Annotated in this window: 13 protein-coding genes; 5 read left to right on the top strand and 8 right to left on the bottom strand. The window is 60.8% G+C overall.

All coding sequences use genetic code 11. The features are described from left to right. Positions 1–27: 27 nt before the first annotated feature. Genes hslU through wecB form a run of 5 tightly spaced genes read right to left on the bottom strand, consistent with a single transcriptional unit; the run spans position 28 to position 5,215 of the window. A complete protein-coding gene (hslU, locus tag U0S50_RS07735; RefSeq protein ID WP_322308191.1) occupies positions 28–1,329 on the bottom strand; it encodes an ATP-dependent protease ATPase subunit HslU in 1,302 nt (433 codons plus the stop codon). A 5-nt stretch (positions 1,330–1,334) separates the two neighbouring features. Continuing rightward, positions 1,335–1,901, bottom strand: a complete 567-nt coding sequence (gene hslV, locus U0S50_RS07730) for an ATP-dependent protease subunit HslV (protein WP_322308190.1) — start codon at positions 1,899–1,901, stop codon at positions 1,335–1,337. A gap of 57 nt (positions 1,902–1,958) precedes the next feature. Then, entirely contained in the window at positions 1,959–2,807 is an 849-nt protein-coding gene (locus U0S50_RS07725) for a class I mannose-6-phosphate isomerase (protein ID WP_322308189.1), read from the bottom strand. 7 nt (positions 2,808–2,814) lie between these two features. Next, positions 2,815–4,110, bottom strand: a complete 1,296-nt coding sequence (gene wecC / locus U0S50_RS07720) for a UDP-N-acetyl-D-mannosamine dehydrogenase (protein ID WP_322308188.1) — start codon at positions 4,108–4,110, stop codon at positions 2,815–2,817. Next, on the bottom strand, positions 4,100–5,215 hold the full coding sequence (gene wecB / locus U0S50_RS07715) for a non-hydrolyzing UDP-N-acetylglucosamine 2-epimerase (RefSeq protein ID WP_322308275.1): 1,116 nt from the start codon (positions 5,213–5,215) through the stop codon (positions 4,100–4,102). Before wecB ends, wecC begins: the two co-directional genes overlap by 11 nt. A gap of 264 nt (positions 5,216–5,479) precedes the next feature. Between wecB and U0S50_RS07710 the strand changes: the two genes are divergently transcribed. The 5 genes from U0S50_RS07710 (at position 5,480) to U0S50_RS07690 (ending at position 12,072) form a co-directional block, all read left to right on the top strand. Then, the gene (locus U0S50_RS07710) at positions 5,480–6,256 is read left to right on the top strand and encodes a metallophosphoesterase (protein ID WP_322308187.1); all 777 of its coding nucleotides are present in this window, start codon (positions 5,480–5,482) and stop codon (positions 6,254–6,256) included. A 420-nt stretch (positions 6,257–6,676) separates the two neighbouring features. Then, complete coding sequence (locus U0S50_RS07705; protein ID WP_322308186.1) at positions 6,677–7,852, top strand: O-antigen ligase family protein; 1,176 nt, start codon at positions 6,677–6,679, stop codon at positions 7,850–7,852. A gap of 66 nt (positions 7,853–7,918) precedes the next feature. Next, positions 7,919–8,656 (top strand): polysaccharide biosynthesis/export family protein, encoded by a 738-nt coding sequence (locus U0S50_RS07700; protein ID WP_322308185.1) that lies wholly within the window; start codon positions 7,919–7,921, stop codon positions 8,654–8,656. A gap of 18 nt (positions 8,657–8,674) precedes the next feature. Continuing rightward, complete coding sequence (locus U0S50_RS07695) at positions 8,675–10,861, top strand: polysaccharide biosynthesis tyrosine autokinase (RefSeq protein ID WP_322308184.1); 2,187 nt, start codon at positions 8,675–8,677, stop codon at positions 10,859–10,861. A gap of 44 nt (positions 10,862–10,905) precedes the next feature. Further along, entirely contained in the window at positions 10,906–12,072 is a 1,167-nt protein-coding gene (locus U0S50_RS07690) for a hypothetical protein (RefSeq protein WP_322308183.1), read from the top strand. Positions 12,073–12,334: 262 nt separating this feature from the next. Here U0S50_RS07690 and U0S50_RS07685 read toward each other — a convergent pair whose 3' ends face one another. From U0S50_RS07685 to U0S50_RS07675, 3 genes are read right to left on the bottom strand one after another with little or no spacing between them, the layout of a single operon-like run. Continuing rightward, complete coding sequence (locus U0S50_RS07685; RefSeq protein WP_322308182.1) at positions 12,335–12,727, bottom strand: hypothetical protein; 393 nt, start codon at positions 12,725–12,727, stop codon at positions 12,335–12,337. A gap of 35 nt (positions 12,728–12,762) precedes the next feature. Beyond that, positions 12,763–13,041 carry a hypothetical protein gene (locus U0S50_RS07680; protein WP_322308181.1) on the bottom strand — a complete coding sequence of 93 codons (279 nt, stop codon included), beginning with the start codon at positions 13,039–13,041 and terminating at the stop codon, positions 12,763–12,765. Positions 13,042–13,067: 26 nt separating this feature from the next. Then, positions 13,068–13,385 carry a hypothetical protein gene (locus U0S50_RS07675; protein ID WP_322308180.1) on the bottom strand — a complete coding sequence of 106 codons (318 nt, stop codon included), beginning with the start codon at positions 13,383–13,385 and terminating at the stop codon, positions 13,068–13,070. Positions 13,386–13,606: the final 221 nt, after the last annotated feature.

Raw genomic sequence — 13,606 nt, 5'->3', positions numbered from 1 at the left:
TCGATCCAATGGCCGCCGGCCAGGGGGCTAGAGCACATATTTGCTGAGGTCTGTGTCGCCCACCACCTCCGCGAGCTGGCGGTCTACATAGGCCGCATCGATGTCGATTGCTGTTCCGACCATGTCCTCGGCGGTGAAGCTGACTTCCTCTACCAGCCGTTCCATGATCGTTTGAAGGCGACGGGCGCCGATGTTCTCGACCTTCTCGTTAACCTCTGCGGCCAGGCGGGCGACGCGCGTGATGGCATCGGTGGTAAACGTCAGCGTTACGCCCTCGGTCGCGATCAAAGCCGAATATTGTTCCGGAAGCCCGGCCTTTGTTTCGGTCAGAATGCGGACGAAATCGGCCTCGCTGAGCGCGCTCAGTTCGACCCGGATGGGAAGGCGTCCCTGCAGTTCGGGCAACAGGTCACTCGGCTTCGCCACGTGAAAGGCGCCCGAGGCAATGAACAGCACATGATCCGTTTTCATCGGGCCATATTTGGTCGCGACGGTCGTTCCCTCGATCAGCGGCAGCAGGTCGCGTTGCACACCTTCACGGCTGACCGATCCACCGCGTACGTCGCTGACCGCGATCTTGTCGATCTCGTCCAGGAAGACGATCCCGTTCGCCTCTGCGTCGGCGAGCGCGACGCGCGCGACATCATCCTGGTCGAGCCGTTTATCCTGCTCTTCCTCGATCAGGCGCGTGGCGGCTTCGAGCACGGTAAGCTTGCGGCGCTTTTTTGCCATGCCGCCCATCGCCTTGCCGAGCATGTCGGAAAGGTTGATCATGTTCATCTGTCCGGGCTGGCCCGGAAGCTCGAACGGCATGTTCGGGGTATCGGCAACCTCGATCTCGACCTCGCTGTCGTTGAGATGTCCTTCGCGAATGCGCTGGCGGAAGCTCTGCCGGGTGGCCTCGCTGGCTCCCTTTCCGGTCAGCGCGTCGAGCAGTCGTTCCATCGCTGCCTCTTCGGCGGCGGCGCGGACGGCTTCACGGCGACGGTCTTTTTCGAGTCGCACAGCCTCTTCGACGAGGTCGCGGGCGATCTGTTCTACATCGCGGCCGACATAGCCGACCTCGGTGAACTTTGTCGCTTCGACCTTGATGAAGGGTGCGTCGGCCAGCTTGGCCAAGCGCCGCGAAATCTCGGTCTTGCCGCAGCCGGTGGGGCCGATCATCAGAATATTCTTGGGGCTCACCTCGTCACGCAAATCGGCGCCGAGTTGCTGGCGGCGCCAGCGATTGCGCAATGCCACCGCAACCGCGCGCTTTGCCGCATCCTGGCCAATGATATGGGTGTCGAGCGCGGCGACGATCGCCTTCGGGGTCAAATCCTTGTTCATTGATATTATACCTGAATCTCAATTACTTCCTGGGTGAACTGGTCGTTGGTGTAAACGCAGATGTCGGCCGCGACCTCCATCGCCTTTCTTGCCAGTATTGCTGGATCCTGTTCATAATCGACGAGCGCACGAGCCGCCGACAGCGCAAAATTGCCGCCCGATCCAATCGCGGCGATACCGCCCTTGGGTTCGAGCACGTCCCCGTTGCCGGTGATGACCAGCGTCACTTCCTTGTCGGCAACGATCATCATCGCTTCCAGATTCCGCAGATATTTGTCGGTGCGCCAATCCTTGGCCAGCTCGACCGCGGCGCGCAGCAGCTGGCCGTTGTGACGCTCGAGCTTGGCTTCGAGCCGCTCGAATAGCGTGAAGGCGTCGGCGGTCGCACCCGCAAAGCCGCCGATCACGCTGCCGTCGTGGAGGCGGCGAACCTTGCGAGCGTTGGGCTTCATCACGGTCTGGCCCATCGACACCTGTCCATCGCCGATCACGACGACCTTGTCAGGGCTGCGGGCGGAAAGGATGGTGGTTCCGTGCCAGGGCGCGGCACTTTGCGCGTGGGGATTGGTCATGCGGCGCGATATGGGATGGCGGTGGGCCACGCGCAAGAAGGGGAGGGCAAAGGGGGGCTAGTCGGCCCAGCAGAGCAGCGCCCGGCTGCCCGGCGCCATGGCGATCAGCCGGGGATCGTCCAGCAATATCGCCTCGCCCAGACGGAGCGATTCACCCGCGGCGTGGCAGCCGGTGGAAAGGGGAACGAAAGTAAGTTCGCTTTTCGCATGGTCGATGGCGGCGGGATCGAAGGGCGCGGCGAGGTGCAGGACATGGAAATGCGGACCGCTGACCAGCTTTTGCGACGTCGACGGCGAAACCGAACAGTCGCGGGGATCGGCGACGGGGCCGGGGTTGGCGACTTTCAGCCCCTGTTCCAGATGCAATTCGCGCGGGCGACCATAATCATAAAGCCGATAGGTCAGATCAAGATTCTGCTGAACCTCGACAATCGTCAATCCGGCGCCGAGCGCATGGATGGTTCCGGCAGGGTTGTAGATGAAATCGTCGACCTTGGGAGCGCGCCAATCGACCATGGCGGCGATCGATCCGTCGAGCGCCGCGGCGCGCAGCTCGTCGGCATTGCTGGGTGCGGTCAGGCCGACGCCCATCTCGGCGCCTGCGTCGGCGGCGAGCACCAGCCAGCATTCATCCTTGCCCGATCGCAAACCGGCCGCTTGGGCCGCTGTTTCATCGGGGTGGACCTGGACCGACAGGCGTTCGGAGGTGAAGAGAAATTTGACCATGAGCGGCGCGGCATCGCCGTCGGGATGCACCAGCCAGATTTCGCCGATCCGACGGTCGCCGAAATTGCCGAATGCGGCTGGGATGTCGCTTCGTCCCCAGGGCTTTTCGACGACGACCAAATCCAGTCGCCGTGCTTTGGTGGCATCCTTTGAAAAGCGCTGGCGGGGTGGCACGTACATGGTTCCGTCACGCAACCTGGTGGAGCGGAACGCTTGCCGCCGGTCCCGGCTGATCGAGCCAGAGCCCGCGGGTGTCATAGACGATCTTGTCGCCGCGCTCCTCGAGCGGGATTGATTTGAACAGGTCATGATCGACAAGCACGATCAGCAGGTCGCAGTCGGCCAGCGCGCTGTCTAGGTCGATCAACTCGGCGCCGGTGCCCGCAAATTCCATCGGCAGCCCGCGCGCATAGGGTTCGACCACCTGAATTTGCTTGCCGAATCGGCGGGCGAGGGCGGCGGCGACTTCAACCGCGGGGCTTTCGCGGAAATCGTCGATATTGGGCTTGAAGGCGAGGCCGAGGCAGGCGACCCGCGCCGCCGGGTGCTGCGACACCAGCATTTCGGCGGCACCGATGACATGCGCGGTTTTGGCCAGATTGACCTCGCGCGCGGTGCGGATCAGGCGGCTGTGGTCCGGCGCGCCATGCACCAGGAACCAAGGATCGACCGCGATGCAATGACCGCCGACGCCGGGGCCGGGCTGGAGGATGTTGACACGCGGGTGCCGGTTGGCGAGGCGGATCACCTCCCACACATCGACGCCCAGATGCTCGGCCATCATCGACAGTTCGTTGGCGAAGGCGATGTTCACGTCGCGATAGCTGTTCTCGACGAGCTTCACCATTTCGGCGGCGCGCGCCGAGGTGGTGACGCAGGCACCACGGACGAACTGGCGATAAAAGGTCATCGCGCGCCGCGCGCAGCGCGGGGTGATGCCGCCGATGCAGCGGTCGTTATCGACGAGCTCGACGAGAATGCGCCCGGGGAGCACGCGCTCGGGGCAATAGGCGACGAAGATGTCGGCGGCGCCCGAGCAGGCGCCCGGCACCTTGAGGTCGGGGCGGAGCTCGGCGAGCAATGCGGCGACCTTTTCGGTGGTGCCGACGGGCGAGGTCGATTCGAGGATGACGAGATTGCCGGATTTGAGCTTCGGCGCGATCGCGCGCGCGGCCGACAGGACATGGCCGATGTCGGGGCGATGCTCCTCGTCGTGCGGCGTCGGCACGGCGATGACGAACACGTCGGCGGGGGCGACCTCGGTCGAAGCAACGAGCGCCCCGCGCGACACGACGCCCTGGACAAGCCCGTCGAGATCGACTTCCTCGATATGCACCTTGCCGTTGTTGACGGTGTCGACGACATGCTGGCTGACGTCGACGCCGGTGACCTTGTTGCCCGAGCGCGCGATCAGCGCAGCGGTGGGCAGGCCGATATAGCCTAGCCCGAGGACCGTGACTTTCTGTTCCGTATCAATGGGCACGCGCAACAATCTCCGCTATTCGTTCCGCCGCGCGGCCATCCCCGAAGGGATTATGAGCTCGCGCCATGGCGTTATAGGCGCCTTCATCGTCCAAAAGGCTGAATATTTCTGAAACGATACGATTTTTGTCGGTGCCGACGAGGCGGGCGGTGCCTGCTGCGATGCCTTCGGGGCGTTCGGTCGTCTCGCGCATCACGAGGACCGGCTTGCCGAGCGACGGCGCCTCCTCCTGCACCCCGCCGCTGTCGGTGAGCACGAGCGTGCTCATGCCGAGTAGGCGGACGAAATGCGGGTAATCGAGCGGGTCGATCAACGCGACATTGGCGAGATTGCCGAGAATCGGCTCCATCGCGCTGCGGACATGGGGGTTGGGATGGATCGGAAAAACGACCGCGACATCGTCACGCGCCGCGATCCCTGCGATCGCATCCGCAATCGCCTTCATACCGTCGCCGAAATTCTCACGCCGATGGGAGGTGACGGCGACGATGCGCTTGCCAGCGAAGCGATCTAGCAGGGGATCGAGCCCGGCAGCGAGTGACGCTTCCTCGTCGATCCGCGCTTTGGTCGCGAGCAGCGCATCGATCACCGTATTGCCCGTGATATGAATCCGGCTGTTCGGCACATTTTCGGCACGGAGCGCCGCCGCCGCAGTTTCGGTCGGCGCGAAATGCAGATCGGCGATCGCGCCTGCAACCTTGCGGTTCACCTCCTCGGGCCAGGGATGATAGATATTGCCGCTGCGCAACCCCGCCTCGACATGCCCCACCGGGATCTTGCGGAAATAGGCGGCGAGGGTGGCAGCCATTGTCGTCAGCGTATCGCCGTGGACTAGAATGCGGTCGGGCTTTTCGGTGTCGAAGGTTTCGCCAAGACCGGTGACGAGGCGGCCGAGCAGGGCATCGAGCGACTGGTTGGGGGTCATGACGTCAAGGTCGATGTCGGGTGTTATTCGTGCGATTTCCAGAACTTGGTCGAGCATTTCGCGGTGCTGGGCCGTGACGCAGACGCGCGCGTCGATGCCGGGCTGGTCGCGCAGCGCATGGACGACCGGAAACATCTTGATCGCTTCGGGCCGGGTGCCGAAAACGCTCACTATCTTGATCATCAGGTTCTCCGGCTGTCGCGATCATTTTTTCGCGATCGGGCTGCGGCGATAGCCGTTGTCCAAGTAGTTGGCAAAGCTTGCAACTCTCTTAAGCTTGCACCGTTCCGCCTGACATCCGGGACGCGTGCGATGCAACATTGACGCCGTAAAGCCGTTGTTGTCAGTCGCTGCCTGGGGCGCTAGTGGCGCTGTATCGGTTGACAGGCGGCCCCGAGTTTCAAGCGTCGAAATCAATTTTTTTTTGCAATTTGGACTCTTTTCATGTTCTGGAAGCGTAACACCAAAACGGCCGTCCCCCCGGCCCGGGCGAGCTTCGCGATTCCCGCTGGGCGACGCGTATATGCGATCGGCGATATACACGGCCGCGACGATTTGTTCGCTCAGCTCGTCGAGCTTATCCGTGCTGACAATGCTGCGCGGCGACCCGCTAAAATCACGCTTATCCTGCTTGGCGACCTGGTCGATCGCGGTCCTCAATCCGCCGAGGTCGTCGAGCGCGCGATGCGTCTCGGAGACGAGTTCGAGGATACGCGGCTGCTGATCGGAAATCACGAGGAGTGCTTGCTCGCCGCGCTCACCGGGGACGTTCGGCGCCTGCGCTATTTCATGCGGATTGGCGGCGAAGCTACCGTGCGAAGCTATTGGAACAGCGATATAAATTTGGATAGGGCGACGTTCGAGGAGGTCGCCGAACGTTTCCCTTCCATGGTGCCCGCCGACCATGTGAAGTTTCTTGGTGGCGGCGACGACCTGATCGAAATCGGCGACTATGCTTTTGTCCACGCCGGCGTTCGGCCGGGCGTCCCCTTGCAGAAGCAGGAATTGAGCGATCTGCGATGGATTCGGGACGAGTTCCTCGACAGCATCAGCGACCATGGGAAAATGATTGTTCATGGCCACAGCATAAGCGCGGACCCGGACGAGCAGGCAAATCGGATCGGTATCGATATCGGTGCCTATCGTAGCGGGTCGCTGGCCGCCCTTGGACTGGAGGGAACCGATCGCTGGTACATTATTGCGACTGACGCGCCGGGATGATTTGTTATTCGTTTCGAGAAAGAAGGCGCGTTGCCGGTCGAAAGTCCTTTGCTTGCCACCCGATATTTGAGCGTCTACGTGTCGGCCCTTCCCGGGGAATCGAGCTCGTTCCCAAACATCTGGCTACTGTTTCCATAATGAAAAACGAGATCGATGACCAATAGATCGCAGCCCGCCAAAACCGCTTCGCGACGGATGGACTTCTTTCCTGCTCCGAGAGTTATGGCGACTTGGATACCGGTCTTCTTCCTAGCCATGGTTTTCCTTCTTGGCGGTGGATCGCGAGCCGACATTGCCTCTCTCCCCCTGCTGCGCGGCGGCTGCGTGCTGTTCGCCTTCTGGGCAATCACGAGAATGGGGCGCGATGACTGGCGCCGCATTCGCGTTCCGCTTGCGTTGCTGGCAGGCTTGACGGTCTGGATGGCGCTGCAACTCGTGCCGCTTCCGCCCGAAATATGGCAAGGGTTGCCGACGCGCGAGCCCATTGTGGCAATCGACCGCCTGTTGGGGCAGCCTGATTTGTGGCGTCCGCTCTCGCTTACCCCGTCCCTGACACTGAACAGCCTTCTGGCCATGACCGTCCCGATCGCAGCTCTGCTGGTTGCCGCGCAAATAGGCGCGGACGATTATCCCAGGATCCTTTGGGCGTTGGTCGTCATCGCCTGTTTCAGCGCCTTGTTGGGGCTTGTCCAGATATTGTCGGGGTCGTCCAGCCCCGTTTATCTGTACCGCATCGTGAGCACGGGATCGATGGTCGGCCTTTTTGCCAATCGAAATCATCACGCGATTTTTATGGCCTGTATGATCCCCGTGGTAGGCATGCTTTTACGTGACGAACTGACGCGCCGCCGTTCCCGCGCCGGAGCTCGGGAGGCGCTGGCGGTCATCGGCGCCACGTTCACGCTGCTCACCGTTCTGATCGGATCGCGGGCGGGACTGGTCGCGGGTGCGGTTGCTTTTCTGATCGGTTATTTTTGCACCGTGGGTTCGTGGACGCGGTCGATCGATAACGGGGCGAGCAGCCGCGTCGCCCACAAGGCTTCGCAGCGACGGCGCCTTCTGCGGTTTGCCCCACCGGCCGTTGTGGTTCTGTTGGTGGGTGTGACGTTCTGGATGTCGGGTCGGCCTACCGGCCTGTCCCGGCTCGTCGAGGAGAGCGCCGGAGAAGATTTGCGGGTGGCCGCGTGGCCGACCACGCAGTCGATGATCGAGGCATATTGGGGCGTCGGAAGCGGGTTCGGCTCGTTCCCGGGAGCCTATAAGATGTTCGAGCCCGATCATCTTTTGCAGCCCAGCTATTTCAATCATGCGCACAATGATTGGGCGGAAGTCATAATCGTTGGAGGTGCCCCATTTGTGTTGATCATCCTTGTCGCACTGATCTGGTTCGCGCGACAGGCGCTGAAGGGAGGCACCCGGAATCTGGTCAAGGGCTACCGCGGCGATCTGCGTTTGGGGGTGACGGCAATCATCGCCATTCTGACGGTGGTCAGCCTTGTGGAATACCCTCTGCGCGTCCCGTCACTGCAGGCCTTCGCCATATTTTTGGTGATATTTCTATGTCGTCCGAATTTGCGCACTTCGCACGGAGATTAGCTTGCAGCCGGACTCATAATGTCTATAGCCCGAAAGTCCTTTTCAACCGGATCAAAAGTTTTGTTCATGAACCGTTTCATCGTTTCGTCTGTCGCTGCAGCAGTCTTGCTTTCCGGTTGTGCCAAGGGGCGGGCTCCCGTCGCGAGCGTGCCGAATGCTCCCACCACATTGTTGAGCGACCTGCCGAAACCAGCGGGGTCAGACGTGATGCGTTCGACCCGCATGGCCTATGTCGGCCCCTTCAGCGAACTACGCGTCGAGGTGTTCGGCGTGCCTGAATTGCAGCGCGATGTCATGGCCGATGGAGAGGGAAATTTCTCGTTTCCGTTGGTGGGAGCGGTGGCCGCCGCCGGCAAGACGCCGACCACGATCGCGGACGAAATACGGGACAAGCTTGTCGGGCGATATGTTCGCGATCCGCAGGTGTCGGTCAACTTCAAATCCTCGGATAATCCGTTGGCCGTCCAATCGATGGTGGTGACCGTCGATGGGCAGGTCAACAAGTCGGGCGCTTATCCGGTTGTCGGGAGAGTCACGCTGATGCGCGCCGTTGCTTTGGCTGGCGGCGTGAACGAGTTTGCCAAGCTGGAAGACGTTGTCGTCTTCCGGGATGTCGATTCGACCAGTTATGTCGGAATTTACAATCTGGAGGCGATACGGCGCGGGAACTATCCCGATCCCGAGATTTTCCCGAACGATGTCGTTGTGGTCGGAGATTCGCCTGCACGCCGCCGGTTCAAGGATATCTTGCAGGTTGTTCCAGCCTTCCTCTCGCCGATCATTCTTTTGGCTCGAGAATTTTAATAGGATTTGATCGCGGAAATGAATCAATTTCTTGAAGAACGCGCTGACTCGACGTCGACGCGCCCAGTGCTGACTGCGAGCGGCCTGGGGGATGAGGCTGAAAAAGCGCGGATGATGCCCGTCGTCGAGCAGGTATGGGCCGCGTTCCTGAGCCACCGCAACCTGGCGATCGGGGTCGTTTTGGGCGTGCTTCTACTTGGCTTGCTCGCGACGTTTCTGGCGACGCCGAAATATACCTCGACGACGCGCCTCGAAATTCTTCCTGACGCGCCGGTGGCGACCTCGGTCGAGGGGCAACGCGACAAGGCGTTGATAAATGAAATCTCTTTTTACAATACGCAATATTCGCTGCTGCGCTCGGAAACGTTGGCTGAACGCGTCGTGCGTGCCGGGAATCTGACGAACGACAAGGCGTTCTTGGAGGCATTCGACCTCGACAGCCCTGATGCGTCGATGACGAGCGCCGAGCGCCAGGATCTTGCGCGCGAGGCGACCGAAACATTACTCGATCGGCTGTCGATATCTCCGGTTCGCAATTCCAGCTTGGTGGACGCCAGCTTTACCACCCCCGTGCCCCAGCTTTCAGCTAAACTGGCCAATCTGTGGGCAGAGCAGTTCGTACAGGTGAGTATCGATCGCCGCTTTGCCGCCACGTCCGACGCACGTAAATATCTTGAGAGCCGACTGGAGACGTTGCGCCAAAATTTGGAGGCATCCGAACGATCGCTGATCAACTATGGCACGAACAAGGGCATCGTGACGATCTCGTCGCAACGAAACGCTAACGGTCGGACCGAAACCGAAACCCTTGTCAGTTCCGATATCGCCGAGGTCAGCAAGGGGCTTGCACGCGCGCGCGAGTTGCGAATTGCCGCTGAAGCCGAACTTTCGAATACGATGACGGGCAGCGCTGCCATCGTTGCTCCGACGATCGGTAGCATGCGCGAGAAGCGCGCGGAACTCGAAGCCGAGCTTGCAAGGCAGAGAACGATTTTGGCGGACGATTATCCGACCGTGGTGTCGCTGCGCGCCCAGATCGCAAATCTCGGGCGCGCGATCGACCGCGAAACGACCCGCTCTTCGCAAGGCAATCGGGAGGCCTATAATGCCGCCGTTAAGCGCGAGCGCGAACTACAAGCCGAGCTGGATCGCCTGACCCAGAAATATAACAGGCAGCAGCAGGAATCGATCGAAATGGCGATCCTGCAGCGCGAGGTCGATTCCAACCGCCAGCTATATGACGGTCTGCTTCAGCGGTACAAGGAGATCGGCGTTGCCGGCGTCGGAACGAACAATATTTCGGTTGTCGACGTAGCGAAGAAAGCTGACAAGCCGTCGAGTCCGCGTCTGCTGCTGAACGTGGCCATCGCGCTCGTGGCGGGTATCGCTCTTGCCGTCGGTCTCATCTTCTTTCTCGAAAAGATCGACAGTTCTGTCCGCGATCCGCAGGATGTGGCAAATCGCTTCGACCTGCCGCTTCTGGGGGCGATTCCCGAAACGGATCTGCCAATCGCGTCGGAAATCCTCAACAAGCGTTCGACGACTTACGAGGCCTATTTCTCGTTGATGACGAACCTGACTTTCCTCACGGCTCATGGCGCGCCTCGATCGGTCATGCTGACTTCGTCGAGGCCGCAGGAAGGAAAGAGCAGCTCGTCATTGAGTCTTGCTACGGTTCTCGCTTCGACCGGAAAGTCGGTCATCCTGATCGATGCGGACGTCCGCAACCCGTCGTTGAACCGCTATCTGGACTTGCCAGCCAAGGCAGGGTTGACTCACTATCTGTCGGGCGACGACAATGTGAACGATATGATCGTCGAGATGCCAAGCCATGGGTTCTCGCTCCTGACCGCGGGGAAAACGCCGCCGAATGCCGCAGAGCTGTTGGGAAGCGACCGCTTGCCGAAACTGATCGAGCATCTGCTGACGCGCTATGACCATGTGCTGATCGACTCCGCTCCGCTGCTCGGGCTGGCGGATGCGCCGTTGATCGCGCGTCGCGTCGAAGGGGTTTTGTTCACGATCGAAGCGAATTCCACCAAGAACCGGATTATCGCGACGTCGCTCAACCGTCTGCGGATGGCCGGAGCGAAAATGTTCGGGGCGATCGTGACCAAGGTAGGGACGAAGAATCACGCTTACGGCTACGGCTACGGCTACGGTTATGGCTATAGTTACGGGGCGTCCGGCGAAGACAAGAGCTGAAAATGAGTGTGGCACGAAAGATAGGCTGGGCGGCGGCGATTGCATTGGGCCTCGGCGTTGGGCTTTCCAGTTACGCCATTTCCAATGAATCGCGGGCGCCGGCCCGAACGCTCGCGCTGGGATTGCCACCAACCGCACTCGCCAGCAGCAACTTCGCCGTTCAGTCGCTCGCCGCCAGACGCGCTCGCGATCCGGAAGCTGGCGTTAATAACATCGAACGCCGTTTGGCTATGGAAGCGTATCGCTCGGAGCCATTATCCGCGACCTCCGTCGCGCTGACGGCGATGTCGATGACGTCGGAGGAGCAGGCCGCCGATCGGCTGTCCTTGCTCCAACTTGGAGGTCAGCTCTCCCGTCGCAGTACGCTGGTCGGCAGTTCGCTGATCGAGGCCGCCGCGTTGCGCGGCGACGATCGTACCTTCTTTCGCTGGATTTCCCGCGTCATGTTGACGAATGTCGATGCCGGACAGGTCTATGGCACGGCGCTGGCCGACGCGACGGCCAGAAATGGAGCCGTTGATGCGCTGGTAGAAATTCTGGGCCCTAATCCGCGCTGGGCCGATCTGTACTGGCGTCTGATTAATGGCCGACCTGCCAGTATGGCCAACGCTGCGGAACTGAGAATCGCGATCACAAAGAACCCTTGGGCTCAGACGGAAATCAGGGCGTCGGACGAAGGGCTGGTGCAGGGACTGGTAGACAATCAGGATTTCGACACCGCCCGGCGCCTCGCCGATGCGCTTCGCCCCGCCACCGCCCGGAACGAACCGCTGCTTGTGAACGCGAATTTTTTGAGCGATCCACGGCTGCCTCCCTTTGACTGGCAGTTGTCGATGCTCGGCAATCTTGGCGCGTCGATCGACAAGAAGGATAAAATGCTGATCATTTCGGCGGTTGGTGGAGCCCGGGGGCCAGCGGCCCGCCAACTCGTCCGATTGTCGCCGGGCAGCTACCGGCTGGGTTGGAAGCTTGCCAGCAGCGCTCCATTGCCTGACGGCTTGCTCTCCCTACGAATTCGATGCGCCGATCCCAAGATCGACGCCGCGGTGCTGCCGATCACGTTGACTGCGGGGCAACACCAGGCAGACGCGGACATGGCTCGTTCGGATTGCAGCTGGTATTGGTTCTCGATTGACGTATCGGTCCCTGACGATGCCGGCGGCATCGATGCAAATCTGTCGGACCTTTCCTTCAGCGTGATCCGTCGGTGATCGCACTCTGCGGGCGTTGCTGATTTTTCAACGATGCCCGACTGGACTTTTGTCCCGACTGGCGCGCTGCCACGGCGATGAGGTGACCGGGCGCGGGTTGGAAAGCAGGCATGAGATGAGCAGTGACGGCCCCCGCGGACGCCGCATATTCATAACGGGCACCGCGGACTTCATCGGTTTCCACCTTAACTCGCTTGCCCCTCGCCGGAGGCTGGAGTGATCGTTACGGGCCTTCTTCCCGTGCGACAGCTATGAGTCCGGCCTAACCGAGAATGTTTACCAATCGTTCCGCCAAAACACGAAAACCATAATGATTTTCGACATAGCTCCTGCCATTTCGGTCCATCTGGTCACGCTCGCCTCGGGGCATTTGGGACATATTGATCATGGCGGCAGCGAGTTGCTGCGGATGGGAAGGAGGAACGGTATCGCCGGCCTGCGCGTCCTCGACGGGATTGTTGGATGCGTTGCAGGCGAAGAGGATCGGCCGGCCTGCAGCCATGAAGTCAAACAATTTGTTGCTGCTAATCCCGTAATTGAACACCGGCGCATCGATAAGATTGAAAATGAAGGCGTCGGCTTCGACCGCCAGCGCCGGTATCTCCTCCTTCAGCACCGGGTCTTCGAACGAAATATGCGGCAGATCGGTCGCCAATTCCCTAAGCGATGCCTTGGACGGCCCGTCGCCGATCAATCGCAGGGGATCGGCCGGTCGCGCACCAGGCGCATCGCGGCAACAACATTGTCCAGCCCGTTGGCGCCGCCGTGGGCGCCGAAATACATGAAGGTAGAGCGCCGAGAGGGGGAGGGCGGTGCTGGCTGGGGAAACCGGTCGAGGTCGATGCCGTTGGGAAGCCACAGGAGCTTGCTTTCGGGAACGCCGAAGCGTCTGATACAGCGGTAGGCGTGCGGCAGGAGCGCGAGGATCTTTTCGGAGCGCCGGTAGAGAAATCCCTCGAGCGCGCGCATCGCAATCGCGACGGGGTGATGGAGGCTTATGGACCCCGTGTGATCAGCGTTTCGGGCCACAGATCGCGCACTTCAAAGAAAAACGGAACGTTGAAACGGGAAGCGAGCCGAGCGCCGGACCAGGCCGCGAGGGGGTGGACGCTCGATCCGATAATCGTGTCGGGGCGAGGAAGGAGGTCGCTGGCCTTGCCGAGCGCGCGAAGCGAATAGGCAGCCATATTCCTGAGGTGCCCCAAGCCATTGCCTTGATAGGATGGCGTGGTGACCCAGAGAAAATTTATGCCGTCGAAGCGATCGAGCCGGTGCGTTTCGACAAGGTTCAAACGCTGCCGCTCGGTGTTCAATTCCGTTCCGCCAGCGATGATCGTCGCGGCTCAACCGAATGTGGAAAGATGCTTGGGCAAGTCGAGATGCCGCGTGCCCCCAAAGGCACCCGGCTCCTGTGCATAATGATTGAGAATCCAAAGATTTCTCATCGATAAATAATAAACAAATTAGATTGCGATCCGGGTTGCGGAAGAGAAGGCGAGCAGGCGCGGGTGGAGATTGTTACGCATGAGCTAGA

It is taken from the genome of Sphingopyxis sp. (assembly GCF_034380315.1).
Classification (GTDB): Bacteria; Pseudomonadota; Alphaproteobacteria; order Sphingomonadales; family Sphingomonadaceae; genus Sphingopyxis.
This window is presented reverse-complemented; position numbering and strand designations above follow the sequence as displayed.